This window comes from Yoonia sp. SS1-5 (assembly GCF_038443705.2).
In the GTDB taxonomy this organism is placed as follows: Bacteria; Pseudomonadota; Alphaproteobacteria; order Rhodobacterales; family Rhodobacteraceae; genus Yoonia; species Yoonia rhodophyticola.
Map to the genome: position 1 here is coordinate 2,325,628 of NZ_CP151767.2, position 16,873 is coordinate 2,342,500.

Here is a 16,873-nt window from a genome sequence, read left to right on the forward strand (position 1 = left end):
CGGCTCAGACCTGCAAGACAGAGGAGACAAGAAGCTGGCTATAGGCATGTTGCGGATCGTCAAGAACCTGATCCGTCAGACCCGCCTCGACCACCCGGCCGGATTTCATCACCATCAGACGATCTGCCAAAAGCCGCACGACGGCGAGGTCATGGGTGACGATGATCGCCGACAGGCCCATATCGCGCACCAGCCCGCGCAACAGGTCAAGCAGGCGCGCCTGAACGGAGACATCCAAACCGCCGGTTGGCTCATCCATAAACACCAGTCGCGGCCCGGTGACGAGGTTGCGCGCGATTTGCAAGCGCTGCTGCATCCCGCCCGAGAAAGTCGTCGGGCGGTCATCGACGCGGTCGGCGTCAATCTCCACGCGCTCCAGCCAGTCGGTAGCCCGGCCACGGATATCGCAGTAGTGGCGTTCACCCACGGCCATCAGCCGCTCACCCACATTGCCGCCTGCGGAAACCCCCATGCGCAGCCCGTCGCGGGCGTGCTGGTGGACAAAGGCCCAGTCTGTCCGGCCCAGCATGCGCCGTTCAGGTTCGGACATCGTCACCGTATCTTTCGGACCATCGGCACGGGTGTCGAAGACGACAGCGCCCGCATCAGGGGCAAGGTGGCCTGCCATGCAATTCAGCAGTGTCGATTTTCCAGAGCCACTTTCGCCGACGATGCCCATCACTTCGCCGGGATAAAGGTCGAATGACACGTCAGCACAGCCGACGTGAGCGCCATAGTTTTTAGCGATGCCCTGAACAGAAAGAAGCGGTGTCATGCGGCGGCCTCACTCTGTGTTGCAGCGGGGCCAGTATGGCCTGCGTTACGGCGGCCCAGGCAATAATCTGTGTCCGAACAGCAAAAGAGCCGCCCGCCTTGATCGTCGATGATCACCTCATCCAGATAGCTGTCTTCGGCCCCGCAAAGGCCGCAGACCTGATCGGCCTTGGAAGGCGCGAACGGGTGGTCCTCGAAATCGAGGCTGACGACCTTCGTATAGGGCGGCAATGCGTAGATGCGCTGTTCGCGCCCAGCGCCGAATAGCTGGATGGCGGCCATGTCACCCAGTTTCGGGTTATCGAATTTGGGGATCGGTGACGGGTCCATCACATAGCGCCCTTCCACCTTCACCGGGTAAGCGTAAGAGGTTGCGATATGGCCATGACGGCTGATGTCTTCGTAAAGTTTCACATGCATTAGCCCGTATTCTTCAAGGCTATGCATCTTGCGGCTCTCGCTCTCGCGCGGCTCAAGAAAGCGCAGCGGCTCCGGGATCGGGACCTGATAGACGAGGATCTGATCCTCGGTCAGCGGTTCCTCCGGAATGCGGTGGCGTGTTTGAATGATTGTGGCGTCACCGGTCACCGTTGTTGTGTCCACCCCTGCAGTACGCTCAAAAAAGCTGCGGATGGAAACGGCATTGGTCGTGTCATCCGCGCCCTGATCAATGACTTTCAGCGTGTCATCGGGCGTCAGCACAGCCGCAGAGACCTGCACGCCGCCTGTGCCCCAGCCATATGGCATTGGCATTTCGCGGCTGGCAAATGGTACCTGATAGCCGGCGATAGCCAATCCCTTGAGGATGGCACGGCGGATCATCCGCTTGGTCTGCTCATCCAGATAGGCGAAGTTATACGCGCTTTCGGTCATAGCAGACCCCTTGCTTGCAAACCTGATTTCAATATCTCGGGACCCGTGAAATGGATCGCATCCATCCCGGCGACCTGCGCCCCAAGACAATTATGCAAACCATCATCGGTGAAGATGCAGTCGTTGGCGTTCACACCCGCTTCGGCACAGAAATGCGTGAAAATCCTGACGCTTGGCTTCACCATACCAATTTGCCCGGAAACGATGGTCGTCTCAAAAACCTCGGCCAGTTCGGGATGCGCCTTGCATCCTTCCGGCCAGGTTTCAGCGGACCAGTTGGTGATGGCAAAAACGCGGATACCAGCATCTTTGAGTGCATAAAGAATGTCCCATGTTTCAGAGATTTTCTGCGGCACGGTTTGCTGATACCGCCCGACATATTGCGTCAGGCGTTGACGGTCGCCGGGATCGGGCAGCATGCGGGCCGCGTCCAGGAAAGACGCGCCCGCATCGCAGGCAAAGTTCAACTTGTCGAACTTGATACGGTCCAGAAAGGTGTCTGTTTCCGCCTCTCCCAAATCATCAAGCCAAGCCAGTGCCGGGTTCCAATCGACAAGGACGCCGCCGATATCAAAGACAACGTGTTTGGTCATTCTGCGGCCTCCTGCACCTGGCCTGCACCCGCCTCGCGGCGCAGCTTGCGCACAAGCTCCAGCTCTGACTGAAAATCAACGTAATGGGGCAGCTTGATATGCTCCAGAAAGCCCGTCGCCTGGATGTTGTCGGCGTGGTAGAGCACAAATTCGGTGTCCTGCGCAGGTGCGCCGACATTGTCCTCGCCCAGTTCTTCCCATCGCAAAGCGCGGTCAACAAGCGCCATTGATATGGCCTTGCGCTCTGTCTGGCCAAAGACCAGCCCATAGCCGCGCGTGAACTGTGGGGGCTCTGTCTTGGAGCCTTTGAACTGGTTCACCGTTTCGCATTCGGTCAGCATGACCTCTCCGATCTCGATGGCAAAACCGAGTTCAGGTATCTCCATTTCCACAGGCACTGTCCCGATGCGCAATTCGCCGACGAAGGCGTGATTGCGGGCGTAGCCGCGCTGGGTGGAATATGCGAGGCCCAGCGTAAAACCTTCGTCAGACCGTGTCAGCGCCTGCAAGCGCAGGGCACGGTCCGCTGGCATCTCAAGAGGCTCACGCGTCAGGTCTGGCGGTTCGGTGTCATCATGCGGGGCCTCTTCGATCAGACCCTCGCGGTTCAGAAAATCCGTCACATGGGGGACGGCGTCGGCGCTGGCTTCGCGCGCGGGTGCCTCGGTCACGTCACCATCGGCGGCCAGTTTGAAATCCAGCAAACGATGGGTGTAGTCGAAGGTCGGCCCGAGGATCTGGCCACCCGGCAGGTCCTTGAACGTCGCCGAAATCCGGCGGTCACAATCCATCGCGCCCGTATCAACCGGCTCCGACGACCCGAAACGGGGCAGCGTCGTGCGGTAGGCCCGGATCAGAAAGATCGCCTCGATCAGGTCGCCCCGCGCCTGTTTGATCGCCAGCGCCGCAAGGTCGGGATCATAAAGCGAGCCTTCGGCCATAACCCTGTTCACCGCAAGCGACAGCTGTTCGCGGATTTGTGCGACGGTCAGTTCGGCGACATTGGTATCCCCGCGCCGTTCCTCCGCGAGCCAGGCATGGGCGTTTTCGATGGCGCGCTCGCCGCCTTTGACTGCGACATACATCAGGACACCTCGGTTGAGCGGGGCAATGCAGCAAGCTGATCATCGCAGGTGAATATGAAATCAAGCCCCAGCGGGAACATCGCGTGGTTTGCCTGAAACGCGGCCAGGTCCGGCAGGTTCAAACTGCTTGTATCCTTGATCCCCGGCCCCGACAGGGTGGTGCCCCCGGCCAGTTCGTCGCTTTCGACGATCAGAGTGGCTGACCGGTCCGGATATTCGGAGGTGCCAACCTGATAGGCTGATAGCGGCAGCAGGTCGTCCCACGTCCCAACCGCGAACATTGCATGAGATGGGCCCATCATGGGGGCGCCTGTGTGGAACGCCAGCCAGGCGCGGATTTCCGGAGTATCCGTCCCCCCGGCGAGGTAGACAGGGGTGTCACTGTCGCACAGCGTCAGCAGAACAGACCCGGCGGCGCGCGACAGCGGGGCGGGCGGTTCTGCCCCGGCGATGTCGCAGATTTTGCCGGGCCGGGCGATCGCCTCCATCACGCTACGAAAGGCATGAGCAGATTGAATGGCAGGGTCCATGAAACCGCCGCCAAGGGTTTGCGCATCCATCAGTCGTCCCCCCGTACCATCGTGAAAAAGTCCACCTTGGTGGCCGCTGCCTTCTGGGCACGTGTGCTCTTGCGCGCCGGCGCCTCTGTGGCGAGCGGCGCCAGAACAGCAGCTTGAATATCTGCGGCCGCCCCGGTCTGCATCAGCGCATCGACAAGCGCGGCGGCCTCTACATCGGCCTTGCGACGCCCTTGGATATAGGCGTGGCCGACCTCGCCACTTTTCAGTGTCAGCGCACAGCGCGTCACCGTCATCTCACCCAGATTGAACGGGGCACCCGTTGCGCCAGCGCGGCCGCGCACCATGGTGCTGCCGATCTCTGGCGCACGGAGCCATGTGAAATCAGGGCGCGCGCCGTGTTGGTCCAGCAGGTCGCCAACGCGCCCGGCGGGCGCTTTCGCCAAAAGGCTCATCCATGCTTTACGCGGGTTTTCGTCGTCAAACGTGTCTTTCATCTCGACAACTTTTCAGATATCTATACAACTATACATATCCTATCATAACTGGCCGATCTTGACAGAGAAGTTTTGTGAAATTTGCGTGACAGATCCAAACGAACCCCTGTGTGGCAGGCCATCGCAACCGCGTTGCGCGCTGACCTTGCCGAAGGGCGCTACGTCCCCGGCGACAAGCTCCCCACCGAGGCAGCACTCGCCGAACGGTTTGGCGTCAATCGGCATACGGTACGGCACGGGATATCGACGCTGGTGGATGAAGGGTTAATCAGGACCCGGCGCGGTGCAGGCGCCTTTGTGGCCGCAACACCAACTGACTATCCCATCGGGCGTCGTGTCCGCTTTCATGAAAACCTTGTTGCGGCAGGCCGCAGGCCGGAAAAGCGCGTGTTGCACCTGGAAGACCGCGCCGCGTCCGATGGCGAGGCCCACGCGTTGCAGATTGCAGCGGGCGACCGGATTTGCGCCTATTTCGGGCTGTCGCTCGCCGACGGTCAGCCGATTGCGGTGTTCGAAAGCCTGTTCCCGTTGGAACGCCTTCCGGAAATCACTGCAGCTTTGCAAGAGACGCCAAGTGTGACGGAAGCGCTAAGCCGCGTTGGTATCGCGGACTACACCCGGGCCTCGACCCGCCTGACTGCGGTGCGCGCTTCGGCCACGCAGGCGTTGCATTTGCAGCTGGCTGAAGGTGACCCGCTGTTGCGGTCGTCTGGCGTGAATGTGGGCCGCGATGGGACGCCGGTAGAGTACGGCCGCACATGGTTTGCTGGTGATCGCGTCACACTGACACTTGGGAATGACGACCCCCCGATCAAACCAGACCGGGGGTGAAGGCAGTCATCAATTTCAGGTGGTTTATTCCAAACCCATGCAGTTCGCGTAGTAGGTCACCGTGGCAGGCCAGTCAGAGAAGATCCCCTCAACCCCCACATCCATCGCCAGCGCGTCAATATATTCGTACATGATGCCATCGCTGTTGGTGATGTCGCCAATCGACTGGTAGTACCACCCACCGCCATTCACCAGCGGGCCCGAACGTTCGATGGTCCATGTGATGATCTTCAGACCAGCGGCTTTCGCCTGGATCGCCAGTTCAGATGGCACGATCTCTTCGTCATCCAGCGTCACCAGCATCCATGTTGGTGGTGCGATATAGTTCACGCCCATCGCCTTCAGCTCTGCCATCGTATTTGGCCAGGTCGCCGGGTCCATCGGGGAATACCCTTGGATGTCATATTCATCCATCAGGTAGACCGCCTGCGCGCCGAATGCAGGCTCCGCTTTGATCCAGTAGAGCACGTCATCGAGGTTGAAGGATTGCAACCAGACGTCTGACGCGGGAATGCCAGCGGCCTTGTATTCATCCACCAGTTTCTGTGCGTAGTCCTGCTGCGTGAACCCGTTGAATGGCATCTCGACCGATGGGGTTTTCAGTTCCGGCGTGAATTTCGCGCCAAGTGCACGAAACAGTTCAATCGATTCCGCGTGTGTCATGATCGTGGCGGGCTCTGCCGAATAAAGGTCGGTGCGCCAATCGGCTGTTCCACCAAGATAGGCCTCGACCGTTGTGGCAGCGCCGTCGGCGGCGTCCATTTTCGGCGTCAATGTGCGGTACTCGGCCAGCGTGATCTCGGACGTGCGGCACTCTGCCGTGGCAGAGCTGTCACCGCTCGCGGGGGTAAAGGGCGTTGCACAGGTCGATGCGAGTGGCGTGGCCAGAATATCGGTTGTGGTATGCAGATCGTTTTGCGCGTGACGGCAGACCAGTTCCAGATCTTTGGTAAAGGTCACGTCGCATTCCAGAATACCCGCGCCCATCCGTGCCGCAGCAAGGTTGGATTCCGCAGTATGTTCAGGGAATTGCATGGGTGCACCCCGGTGGCCGATAGAAAACAGCGACGGCGATGCATCCTGGCCGCTGCAGGAAAGCAGCTTTTGCTTCAATGGACCATCTTCCATACGGTCGATCAGATAGTAGGGCCGTGGGCCGTATTCGACCCGGTCAACGGACTGCGCGACTGCGGTCGTGCCGACCAACGATAGCGACGCCAAAGCGATAATGCGAAACATAATGTCCCCTTTGAGTTTGTTTGTGCGCAGGGGGTCGCAGCGCGAGGTAACTGCAATATGACGGATCTGCCAAGCTTTTGTGACGGAGGCAAATCATCACAAAATCAAGGTGTTATTCGTATTTCTCCAGGAACGCATTTGCCGTCAAGCTGCGAAAATCCTTTAGCGCGGCGCGCAGGGTTTCATGCGGCCAGTCCCACCAGGCAAGCGCGATCAGACGGTCCGCGATGGCGCGCGGCTGGCGCAGGCGGAGGGGTTTTGCGGGGGTACCTGCAACAATGGTGTAGGGGGCGACATCCTTGGTAACGACCGCGCCCGCCGCGACGACCGCACCATCGCCCAACGTCACCTCTGGCTTGATCATCGCGCCCGCGCCGATCCAGGTGTCATGACCGATGGTCGCAATCCGTGATCTGCGGTGGGCAAAAAAATCCGCGTCAAAGTCGGCATCATCCCAGTAATCGCCCGAACGATAGAGAAAGTGATGCAATGACGCTGTGTGCAGCGGATGGTCGGTGGCACCGATGCGGCTGAACGCGGCAATGTTGGCGAATTTGCCGATCTTGGCGTTGGCAATATCTGCATACCGGTCACAATAGCTGTAATCGTCAAAATGGGTAAAGGCGACGCGGCTGCCTTTACCGATCTCAACGAAGGCGCCGAATGTGCTTTCGGTGATTTCGCAATCTGCATGAATGAAAGGCATCTCTGCCGTCAATCGAGCCATGGTCAGAACGCCCTTTCTTCATCGGTAAGATCCATGTCACGTGGTGACTGCCGCGCGGGTGACATCACGCCAGCACTCTTGATCAGGATGTCGACAGGACCAACATCATACAGCTGCGATGCGATGGCCGCAGTGTCGTCTAGCACATGTTTCACGGTGCCCCTATTGCTGCCCGTCACAGGAATTCTGGTCACTGGTCTTTGCGCCCGATCAGTCTGCCGCGCAGCCAGCCCGAGAACCAGTCCATGAACATCACCATGATGACGATGAGCACGATGTAATAGGCGACCTCTTCCCAATCCTTCTGGGTCTGGATGGCTTGGGTCAGCATCAGGCCGATCCCGCCACCGGTGATGGCCCCGATGATCGTCGCGGAACGGGTGTTGGATTCGAGGAAATAGAGGATTTGCGCAAGCAACACAGGCACAACCTGCGGGATCACGCCAAAGCGGTAGCGCTGCAGTGGTTTTGCCCCGGTGGAGGAGACGTCTTCGATCTGTTTCTGGTCCACATTTTCGAACGCTTCAGAGAAGGTTTTGCCAAAAGTACCTGTATCCGTGATCAGGATCGCCAGCGTCCCCGTCAGCGGCCCCGGTCCAAAAGCGCGGGCCAGCACGACAGTCCAGATCAGCGCATCGACCCCCCGCAAGAAATCGAACAAGCGGCGGGTCGCGGCGCGGATGATCATGATGGGAGAGAACCGTTTCGCCGCAAGGAAGGCCAAGGGCAGTGCAAGCATCGCCGCCCCCATTGTCCCAAGAAAGGCCATCAGGATTGTCTCTCCAATCGCCCAGGCCACATCCTTGTGCCGCCACATCTTGTTATTCCACCAGTCTGACAAAGCGCCGGTGATGTTTGCCCGGTCAGGATCAATCCGGTCGCCGAACAAAATGTCCATAAAGCTCTGCCCGTGATAAGGACTGTCGAGCGTGAACCAGAAAAGCTCCCATCCCGGGAAATAGTTGAACACCTCGCTCCGCGCGCCGGTGAGGGTGATACGCCCCTCTGGCGTTGTGATGCCAATGCGCCGGTTCGAGGCCGAGATCCAATCGGGCAAATCATCAGGGAGGTTGCTGGTCAGCGTGCGGCCCTCTGCCTGCACCGCGATCAATTGAAATCCGGGAATTTCGATTTCAGTCCGGTTGTCTGGCAGGTAACGGACGATGTGATCCGCGCCGATGTCGATCGTGATGATGTCATCACCACTTACCCAATCCGGGCGCTGGCCTACGGGATAGCTGCCTTTGCGCTCACCCTCGACGGCGTAAGACACGTCACCAGACCGGTTATCGCGTGTCACATGCACCTTGTGGGACCAGCTGTCAGACGCGAGCGTGACGGCATTGTCCCAGTTCGCACGGCCTGCAAGCCCCGCAACATCGAAGGCAAAAAAGATATAGACAAGATAGGCAAAGATCACTGCAGGTATGCCGAAACCAATCAGCGTCTTGCGCTGGAACAGCTGGTCTGCCTGGGATTTGACAGCATTGATATCGGTGGCAGTCATTGGCCGTGCCCTTCGGTCAGACGGTTGCGGTAGCGGCTCGACATCTGATCAAAGAAGACGATCGTGCCGAAGAGCAGGATGAAAATAGCGGCCGCCTCATCAAACCGGCCAGGCCCCCACGCCATCGCGTTGCGGAGTTCGTAGCCTATGCCACCCGCCCCAACAAAGCCGAGGATGGCGGAGGCGCGGATATTGATCTCAAACCGCAGGAGTGCATAGCTGATGTAGTTGGGGGCCACCTGCGGCAACACACCCAAAAGCATGCGTTGCGACCATGTGGCGCCGGTAGAGGCGAGCCCCTCAACCGGCTTCAGATCGGCATTCTCTGCAACCTCCGAGAACATTTTTCCCAATGCGCCCGCCGTGTGGATAGCAATCGCGATCATTGCAGGCACCGGGCCGCCGCCAAGAACAAAGATAAGGACCAGTGCGATCACAATCTCGGGCACCGCGCGCATGATGTCTGAAATACGCCGAAAGAGCGGGATCAACCGCGGCCATTTCGCCAGCCCGCGTGTGCCAAGAAGCGACAGGAACAGCCCCCCGAGCGCACCGATCAGGGTTGAGACGGCTGCGATATTGATCGTTTCAACCAGGGCCGGGAAATACTTGGAGATGAGGCCCGGGAGATCGGCGCGCTTTTCCCAAGCCTCTGACAGCACATCCGCAGGGTAGTCGCCAATCTGGTGCAAACCGTTCCAGAAACCACCGGCATTGCGGTCATCGGCAATGTTGAACCCTGACACCAGCAGGACAACAAAAAGCAGCAACGTCAGTCCACCATAAAGCCTGCGACGTTGCACCTGCGCCATGTAGCTGGCCTGAATATTATTCACGCCGCCCGGCGCATCACCCAAGGATATGTCTGTCATCCTGTCCCCGCACAAAGAAATACCGGCAGCCACGCATGGCTGCCGGACGCGTCATGAAAAGGCTTAGTTGCCAATCACGGACTCGCGGGCTGCGACGATGCTTTCATACATCTTATGTGACACAGGCTGAAAACCCAGCGTGTCGCCAGCGGCCACGCCATAGGCGCGGTCAGGGTCATTTTCGTAGAGTTCGTCGACAAGGGTGGTCATTTTGACTTTCACCTCCTCGGGCAGCGCACTGCGCAGAACGACGGGACCTTCAGGGATAACATTCGACTTCCAGATCTGGACAAGATCGTTCATGTCGACAAGACCGGCATCCACCGCGCGGCGCAGCGCGCCGGAGTTATAGCCGTCTTCCCAGTTGCCCTGGCCGTCGGCCCATGTGACGCCGCCATCAATATCGCCGGCATTGACGGCAACAATGGTCTGCTCATGGCCGCCGGTGAATTTCACATCACCAAAGTAGTCGCCGGACTCCATGGTGACGCCGTCTTTGTACTGCGGGATTTCGATAGAGGGGATCAGATAGCCGGAGGTCGAGTTCGGATCACCAAAGCCGAAGACCTTGCCCTCCATGTCGTCCAGCGACGTGATGCCGCTGTCAACACGCGCAAACCCGATGGAGTGGTAACCGACAGAGCCGTCGAGATTCACCTTGATCAGCACAGGCTCAACCGCATCGGGATCTTGCAGATAGGTGGCGGCGTAAGATGACGCGCCCAACCAGGCCATATCAATTGTGCCGCCCAAGAGCCCCTGGATCACACCGTTATAGTCCGCCGGCGCAAACAGCTTGGTTTCCACGCCCAAAAGCTCGGTCGTGTAATTCACCATGCATTCGTAGTTGTTCATCCGGTCCTGGGCGTTTTCGCCGCCCAGAATGCCGATACGGAATTCTGTGATTTCCTGAGCGGTCGCAGCCGCAGTCAGGGCAGTCGTGGCGACAAGCGCCAGGGCGAGGGTCTTTTTCATCGTTCTCTCCGTTGGGTTTGATGAAGGTGGCCCGCGTCTGGCGCGGGGGTAGCTGGCTCAGGCGTAGGCTTTTTCGACCGCAGGCCTGTCCAGTGTCTGAATCTCGGTGGATGTTGCGGCCTCTGAAAAATCCGCGCCAGCGCCGTAAATGTCGCGGGCGACGCCGGTGGTCAGTTGTGCGGGCGTGCCGTCGAAAACGATCCGCCCATCGCGCATGCCGATCACCCGGTCGCAATAGCGCCGCGCGGTGTCGAGTGTATGCAGGTTGGCAATCACCATGCGCCCGTCTTCTTCGTGAATCCGGCGCAGCGATTGCATCACCACTTGCGCATTCATCGGATCAAGCGAGGCGATGGGTTCGTCCGCCAGAATGATCTTGGGGTCTTGCATCAAGGCGCGCGCAATCGCGACGCGCTGTTGCTGCCCGCCAGAGAGCGCTTCGGCACGCTTAGGGGCTTGTTCGGCGATGCCAAGGCGGTCGAGAATTTCAATCGCTTTGTGGATGTCGGATTGCGGATAAAGGTTGAACAATGTGGCAAAGGTTGACCGCCTGTTCAGCGTGCCGTGTAGCACGTTCGAAACAACATCCATACGTGGTACAAGGTTGAACTGTTGAAAGATCATCGCGCAACGCGATTGCCATTTGCGCCTGGCCGACCCACGCAGCGCTGTAATCTCTTCGCCTTCAAATGTAATGGCGCCTTCGGATGCGTCACTCAGCCGGTTCACCACGCGAAGCAGGGTGGATTTCCCGGCCCCGGAACGCCCGATGATCCCGATCATCGTCGGCGTGCCCACATGAATGGTAGCAGCGTTAACGGCGGTCTTGTTTCCGAACCGTTTTGTTAGCGCATTGATTTCTAGCATCTGAACCCCTGGACCCCACGCGCCAAAGTAAATGCAGTCAAAGCGACAGGACCGTGAAGCTTTCGATTCAGAATTGTTTAATTTTGAAAACGGTTTTGTAACGGTTGCAGCGATGGGCGTGTCAACTGACGCGGCTCTACAGCCCTTTTTTGCGATTTATCCACAGGACGTCATAAAGCTGTTACATCCGCGCCACCGATCGGCTAACTTTTTCTTATGTCCATTATTCGAAACCTCTCTGCCCTCCTGTTCCTTGCGCTGCCGACGCTTGGCCACGCGCAAATATCTGACCTCAGCTGCGATGACAGTGTCCGCATGACGCAACGATTGGTCGAGGTTCTGGGCGCGACACGTCAAAGCTCGGGGCTGCGCGACCCAGAGACGATATTGGAAATCTGGGTGCTACCCCGAAACAGCGAATGGCTGATCTTACAAAGCTACGCCAACGGCACGTCCTGCATCGTCGCAATGGGAGAGCACTGGGAAACCGCAGTGATTGGCCCGGCCTAGGGGATCGCCTCTTGCAGTTGACCGGTCGCGGATGCCGGGCAAAAAGATTGCCCTGCAATTCGCCCACATGCATCTTTGGTGTCGGCGATATCCTTAATACCAACGGCACTTTCAATTGACCGATGGATGAATGTCAGTTTTCCGCGGTCAGCATATATCAGATCTAATTTTGCATGCGCGCCGGTTCTCTTTCTTCGACTTCGCAGTCCTGATCGGCTGCTTTCAACCCTTCAAGATGATGAAAGAGGAGACGGTGCCGGCTCGCTAGCACACGTGGTACCGCCTGACCTGCCCCCCGAAACCTCCCGCACTTTAATGTAGAGTTTGCTCAACTTTTCGAAGGAGCATACGAATGCGAATGAGCCGTTTTACCGAGGCACAGATTGTCGGGATGATCAAAGAACAAGATGCTGGGATGCCGACGGCGGAGGTGTGCCGCAAGCGGCGTCGGTTTGGCTACCGCCGGGTCGACGTGATGTTGGAGCGCGAAGGATACGTCATGAAACACAAGAAGCTGTATCGTCTTCGCCCTGGCAGAAAGGCACTGTCAAAAACACCAATCGCCGCGCTCGAAGGTGGCTGCCAAAGAAGCGTGACATCACGGCGGTCTCAGATCATGAATTGAAAATGATCTGCGACCGCCTCAATGCGACACCTCGAAAATGCCTCGGATGGAAGACACCGGCCGAGGTCTTCCGCGAAAAGATGATGGAGGAAATGGGGCGATCCCCCTACCCTCAAGAGGAATAGGAGTCGCAGTTCAAGTATCGCTCACACTCTTCGCGTGGTAGAGATGTCGTCATGCAATCCAGAGCGACAGTAGATTTAAGAACTGTTTCTCGTATCGAGGGGTGGCAAGGCATACTTGGTTTTGGCAGAGGAGATGCTATCCGGGGCTTGAAATTGATTATTGAACGCGGTTCAACTGCTAATCGCTCAACTTGGTATGTTAGCGTATTGCTTGTAGTTATAGAGGTGGGCTTGTTTGTTGTTGGCAGTTTGAATCATAGTTGATTTCGGGACTGACGATGTATCGCGTACTCGTAGCCCAACTCCTGCATTTTGCGGTTGTATTTTCTTGCGGACAATGGGTTGTATAGTATCAGCTGTTCAACTTGGAAACACAAAAGGTGTGATAGGCTTGCTACACCGGTGGAGTTGGAGCTTCTGATCACATTGTGGAGTTGGTCACAATACTGCGGTGGTGGATATGATTTCCATTTGGTGGCTTTTGTAAAGGATCTGCGGAATAGATAACGGAGTGAATTGTGCCCCATGCAGAATTGCTAAATTGTTTAGTTGTGCGCTTTGGTGTAAGCGTAAGGCTTTTTCTAGTGGCCATCGCGATCATTTGGTTTTCGATGCCTGCTCTTGCCCAAGAGGATGAATGGATTCCGTTCAATCCAGATACTGGCGCACCACTTAAGCTAAGCGTTTTCCAAGAGATTCCGGAGTTTCGATCGCACCTCTATCGCTTGGACCTAAAATCCAACCTAATTGATAAGGGCGATGAATGGACGCCGATGGTGGATGCCGACATCTGGGTGTTTCTTTTAAAGAGCCGAGCCGACGCTATATTTCTCCCTGAAATAGTGCTTGATCCTTTGAAAGATTATTACGAGGGTACTCCCGCTTTTGCCATAACAGGCAATATGTCAATCAATGGTATGGTTGGTGAAAGATTGATGTTTTTTGTATTCTTGGAGGATTTTGGGGAAGATGATTTTGGTGCTATCGGATGCGATGTCGCAACGCTTCTCTATTCCAAGCTAGGCGGTAATGAACTAGCCGACGTTCAGGCGGCACAAGTTGATTGTTACGATAACTAATTGTAATTTTATAGATAAATTTGGAGACGGACTGTGGGTGGGCTAGCGAGCAATCTTTCCTTCGGACTTGAGAATGGCCTTAGCTATGGCATGATTGGTACCGATGCGGCTTTTGTTGGGTTTTCGGGAGATATTAAGCTGGCGAAGATATCAGGGTGCCCGTCCGTTAAACCCGCCCTGTTGAGCGGGAATGTGACCTGTTACGCTGCTTGTGCAGCGTAACGCCAGGGGAGGAGCTCATCGAGGCGTGTGATCTTGTGGTCGGCGATCTGGGCAAGGACCCATGTGAGCCAGGCTTGTGGATCAACGTCGTTGAGCTTGGCGGTCTCGATGAGGGTGAAGGCGAACGCCATGGCCCTAGGTCGGGTTCAACGGACGCTCACTGCATTGGCTATCGGAGTAGGATTCGAGCCTACGACCTTCGGATTGTTCGTTTGGCGAGCTAACAAGCTGCCTTATCCCGCACCAGCGGTCGCCTGATTTCCTGAATTTAGGGTGTATCGTCAGAGAGATACCCCGATGTTCCTTATTAGGTTTGGCAATGACTTACTCTCCCACGCCTTAAGACGCAGTACCATCAGCGCTGCGGCACTTAACTGCCGAGTTCGGGATGGGATCGGGTGTTTTGCTCGCGCTATGATCACCAAACCAAATAAAGAACATCAGGTTCCAAGTCGCATACGACTGAAGTGTGTGTATGTATCTTGCTTCACCAGTCTTACTATTACTGGATCAAATCAAGCCTATCGAGCAATTAGTACCAGTCAACTGAACGTATCACTACGCTTACATCTCTGGCCTATCGACGAGGTGGTCTACCTCGGCTCTCAGGGATATCTTGTTTTGAAGGGGGCTTCCCGCTTAGATGCCTTCAGCGGTTATCCCGTCCGAACATAGCTACCCGGCAATGCCACTGGCGTGACAACCGGATACACCAGAGGTTCGTCCACTCCGGTCCTCTCGTACTAGGAGCAGCTCCTCTCAAATCTCAAACGTCCACGGCAGATAGGGACCGAACTGTCTCACGACGTTCTAAACCCAGCTCGCGTACCACTTTAAATGGCGAACAGCCGTACCCTTGGGACCTGCTCCAGCCCCAGGATGTGATGAGCCGACATCGAGGTGCCAAACACCGCCGTCGATGTGAACTCTTGGGCGGTATCAGCCTGTTATCCCCAGCGTACCTTTTATCCGTTGAGCGATGGCCCTTCCATACAGAACCACCGGATCACTAAGACCTACTTTCGTACCTGCTCGACGTGTCTGTCTCGCAGTTAAGCTGTGCTTTTGCCTTTACACTCTACGCAGCGATTTCCGACCGCTGCTGAGCACAACCTTCGCGCGCCTCCGTTACACTTTGGGAGGCGACCGCCCCAGTCAAACTACCCACCACGCAGGGTCCTCGGACCCGGATAACGGGCCTGCGGTTAGAACATCAAGCAGAATAAGGGTGGTATTTCAAGGTTGGCTCCACTAGAGACTGGCGTCCCAGTTTCAAAGCCTCACCACCTATCCTGCACATACTAGTGCTCAAATGTTCACTGTGAAGCTATAGTAAAGGTGCATGGGGTCTTTCCGTCTAGCCGCGGGTATCACAGCATCTTCACTGCGATATTCAATTTCGCTGAGTCTACGGGTGGAGACAGTGTGGCCAGTCGTTACGCCATTCGTGCAGGTCGGAACTTACCCGACAAGGAATTTCGCTACCTTAGGACCGTTATAGTTACGGCCGCCGTTTACTTGGGCTTCGATCAAGAGCTTCGCTTACGCTAACCCCATCAATTAACCTTCAAGCACCGGGCAGGCGTCACACCCTATACGTCCATCTTTCGTGTTTGCAGAGTGCTGTGTTTTTAATAAACAGTCGCAGCCACCTGGTATCTTCGACCGATCAATGCTTACGGAGTAAGTCCTTCACACTAACCGGCGCACCTTCTCCCGAAGTTACGGTGCCATTTTGCCTAGTTCCTTCACCCGAGTTCTCTCAAGCGCCTTGGTATTCTCTACCTGACCACCTGTGTCGGTTTGGGGTACGGTTCGATGCATATCTGAAGCTTAGAAGTTTTTCCTGGAAGCATGGCATCAACCACTTCGTCCAAAAGAGGACTCGTCATCAGCTCTCGGTCTTAAAGGGACCCGGATTTGCCTAAGTCTCCAAACCTACCGCCTTAAACACAGACAACCATCGCTGTGCTAGCCTAGCCTTCTCCGTCTCTCCATCGCAATATGCATGAGTACAGGAATATTAACCTGTTTCCCATCGACTACGCATTTCTGCCTCGCCTTAGGGGCCGACTCACCCTGCCCTGATTAGCATGGGACAGGAAACCTTGGTCTTCCGGCGGGGGAGTTTTTCACTCCCCTTATCGTTACTCATGTCAACATTCGCACTTCTGATACCTCCAGCCTGCCTTACAGCTTGACCTTCAACGGCTTACAGAACGCTCCTCTACCATGCAAGATAAATCTTGCATCCGTAGCTTCGGTGTACAGTTTTAGCCCCGTTATATCTTCCGCGCAGGCCGACTCGACTAGTGAGCTATTACGCTTTCTTTAAAGGATGGCTGCTTCTAAGCCAACCTCCTAGCTGTCTAAGCCTTCCCACATGCGTTTCCCACTTAACTGTGAACTTTGGGACCTTAGCTGACGGTCTGGGTTGTTTCCCTTTCCACGACGGACGTTAGCACCCGCCGTGTGTCTCCCGTAATTGCACTCATTGGTATTCGGAGTTTGCATGGGGTTGGTAAGTCGGGATGACCCCCTAGCCCAAACAGTGCTCTACCCCCAATGGTGAGATACGAGGCGCTACCTAAATAGCTTTCGAGGAGAACCAGCTATCTCCGAGTTTGATTAGCCTTTCACTCCTATCCACAAGTCATCCCCGGACCTTTTTCAACAGGTACGTGGGTTCGGTCCTCCAGTTAGTGTTACCCAACCTTCAACCTGCTCATGGATAGATCGCCCGGTTTCGGGTCTATTCCCAGCAACTAAACGCCCTATTAAGACTCGGTTTCCCTACGGCTCCCCTAAATGGCTTAACCTTGCTACTGAAAATAAGTCGTTGACCCATTATACAAAAGGTACGCTGTCAGCCCTCAAGGGGCCTCCAACTGATTGTAGGCGTTCGGTTTCAGGTATCTATTTCACTCCCCTCGCCGGGGTTCTTTTCGCCTTTC

The 16,873-nt window shown here is 56.5% G+C and carries 16 protein-coding genes, 2 rRNA genes and 3 pseudogenes (1 of these 21 cut by a window edge); 5 read left to right on the plus strand and 16 right to left on the minus strand.

The window, feature by feature from the left end:
- Positions 1-4 precede the first annotated feature (4 nt).
- Genes phnK through phnG form a run of 6 tightly spaced genes read right to left on the minus strand, consistent with a single transcriptional unit; the run spans position 5 to position 4,340 of the window.
- Entirely contained in the window at positions 5-775 is a 771-nt protein-coding gene (gene phnK / locus AABB31_RS13025; protein ID WP_342077723.1) for a phosphonate C-P lyase system protein PhnK, read from the minus strand.
- On the minus strand, positions 772-1,647 hold the full coding sequence (locus tag AABB31_RS13030; protein WP_342077722.1) for an alpha-D-ribose 1-methylphosphonate 5-phosphate C-P-lyase PhnJ: 876 nt from the start codon (positions 1,645-1,647) through the stop codon (positions 772-774). Before AABB31_RS13030 ends, phnK begins: the two co-directional genes overlap by 4 nt.
- Complete coding sequence (locus AABB31_RS13035; RefSeq protein WP_342077721.1) at positions 1,644-2,240, minus strand: HAD-IA family hydrolase; 597 nt, start codon at positions 2,238-2,240, stop codon at positions 1,644-1,646. Before AABB31_RS13035 ends, AABB31_RS13030 begins: the two co-directional genes overlap by 4 nt.
- Positions 2,237-3,325, minus strand: a complete 1,089-nt coding sequence (locus AABB31_RS13040) for a carbon-phosphorus lyase complex subunit PhnI (RefSeq protein ID WP_342077720.1) — start codon at positions 3,323-3,325, stop codon at positions 2,237-2,239. Before AABB31_RS13040 ends, AABB31_RS13035 begins: the two co-directional genes overlap by 4 nt.
- Entirely contained in the window at positions 3,325-3,885 is a 561-nt protein-coding gene (gene phnH / locus AABB31_RS13045) for a phosphonate C-P lyase system protein PhnH (RefSeq protein WP_342077719.1), read from the minus strand. The genes AABB31_RS13040 and phnH overlap by 1 nt, the downstream gene beginning before the upstream one ends.
- A complete protein-coding gene (gene phnG, locus AABB31_RS13050) occupies positions 3,885-4,340 on the minus strand; it encodes a phosphonate C-P lyase system protein PhnG (protein ID WP_342077718.1) in 456 nt (151 codons plus the stop codon). The genes phnH and phnG overlap by 1 nt, the downstream gene beginning before the upstream one ends.
- An 81-nt stretch (positions 4,341-4,421) precedes the next feature.
- Here phnG and phnF point away from each other — a divergent pair, with 81 nt between their 5' ends.
- A complete protein-coding gene (gene phnF / locus AABB31_RS13055; protein WP_342077717.1) occupies positions 4,422-5,171 on the plus strand; it encodes a phosphonate metabolism transcriptional regulator PhnF in 750 nt (249 codons plus the stop codon).
- A gap of 24 nt (positions 5,172-5,195) precedes the next feature.
- Here phnF and AABB31_RS13060 read toward each other — a convergent pair whose 3' ends face one another.
- The 7 genes from AABB31_RS13060 to phnC all read right to left on the minus strand — a co-directional run bounded on the left by AABB31_RS13060 (position 5,196) and on the right by phnC (position 11,358).
- A complete protein-coding gene (locus AABB31_RS13060; RefSeq protein ID WP_342077716.1) occupies positions 5,196-6,410 on the minus strand; it encodes a glycerophosphodiester phosphodiesterase family protein in 1,215 nt (404 codons plus the stop codon).
- A 112-nt stretch (positions 6,411-6,522) separates the two neighbouring features.
- The gene (locus AABB31_RS13065; RefSeq protein WP_342077715.1) at positions 6,523-7,137 is read right to left on the minus strand and encodes a DapH/DapD/GlmU-related protein; all 615 of its coding nucleotides are present in this window, start codon (positions 7,135-7,137) and stop codon (positions 6,523-6,525) included.
- 2 nt (positions 7,138-7,139) lie between these two features.
- Positions 7,140-7,292: a hypothetical protein gene (locus AABB31_RS13070; RefSeq protein WP_342078959.1), complete on the minus strand. Its 153-nt coding sequence runs from the start codon at positions 7,290-7,292 to the stop codon at positions 7,140-7,142.
- 35 nt (positions 7,293-7,327) lie between these two features.
- A complete protein-coding gene (gene phnE / locus AABB31_RS13075) occupies positions 7,328-8,644 on the minus strand; it encodes a phosphonate ABC transporter, permease protein PhnE (RefSeq protein ID WP_373634844.1) in 1,317 nt (438 codons plus the stop codon).
- Positions 8,641-9,516 carry a phosphonate ABC transporter, permease protein PhnE gene (gene phnE / locus AABB31_RS13080; RefSeq protein WP_342077714.1) on the minus strand — a complete coding sequence of 292 codons (876 nt, stop codon included), beginning with the start codon at positions 9,514-9,516 and terminating at the stop codon, positions 8,641-8,643. Before phnE (AABB31_RS13080) ends, phnE (AABB31_RS13075) begins: the two co-directional genes overlap by 4 nt.
- Before the next feature lie 63 nt (positions 9,517-9,579).
- Positions 9,580-10,491, minus strand: coding sequence for a phosphonate ABC transporter substrate-binding protein (gene phnD / locus AABB31_RS13085; RefSeq protein WP_373634845.1), 912 nt, complete (start codon positions 10,489-10,491; stop codon positions 9,580-9,582).
- A 57-nt stretch (positions 10,492-10,548) separates the two neighbouring features.
- Positions 10,549-11,358 (minus strand): phosphonate ABC transporter ATP-binding protein, encoded by an 810-nt coding sequence (gene phnC, locus AABB31_RS13090; RefSeq protein ID WP_342077712.1) that lies wholly within the window; start codon positions 11,356-11,358, stop codon positions 10,549-10,551.
- A 216-nt stretch (positions 11,359-11,574) separates the two neighbouring features.
- On the opposite strand from phnC, the gene AABB31_RS13095 reads away from it, so the two are divergent.
- The 4 genes and pseudogenes from AABB31_RS13095 to AABB31_RS13110 all read left to right on the plus strand — a co-directional run bounded on the left by AABB31_RS13095 (position 11,575) and on the right by AABB31_RS13110 (position 13,697).
- Positions 11,575-11,868: a hypothetical protein gene (locus tag AABB31_RS13095; RefSeq protein ID WP_342077711.1), complete on the plus strand. Its 294-nt coding sequence runs from the start codon at positions 11,575-11,577 to the stop codon at positions 11,866-11,868.
- Between the two features lie 352 nt (positions 11,869-12,220).
- Positions 12,221-12,310 (plus strand): annotated as a pseudogene (locus AABB31_RS13100) (transposase); the annotation flags it as partial.
- An 83-nt stretch (positions 12,311-12,393) separates the two neighbouring features.
- Positions 12,394-12,618: pseudogene (locus tag AABB31_RS13105) on the plus strand (transposase); the annotation flags it as partial.
- Between the two features lie 518 nt (positions 12,619-13,136).
- Positions 13,137-13,697: a hypothetical protein gene (locus AABB31_RS13110; RefSeq protein WP_342077710.1), complete on the plus strand. Its 561-nt coding sequence runs from the start codon at positions 13,137-13,139 to the stop codon at positions 13,695-13,697.
- Positions 13,698-13,897: 200 nt separating this feature from the next.
- Here AABB31_RS13110 and AABB31_RS13115 read toward each other — a convergent pair.
- The 3 genes and pseudogenes from AABB31_RS13115 to AABB31_RS13125 form a co-directional block, all read right to left on the minus strand.
- Positions 13,898-14,047 (minus strand): annotated as a pseudogene (locus tag AABB31_RS13115) (transposase domain-containing protein); the annotation flags it as partial.
- Between the two features lie 183 nt (positions 14,048-14,230).
- A 5S ribosomal RNA gene (gene rrf, locus AABB31_RS13120) occupies positions 14,231-14,345 on the minus strand.
- 85 nt (positions 14,346-14,430) lie between these two features.
- A 23S ribosomal RNA gene (locus AABB31_RS13125) occupies positions 14,431-16,873 on the minus strand (it continues 463 nt past the right edge of the window).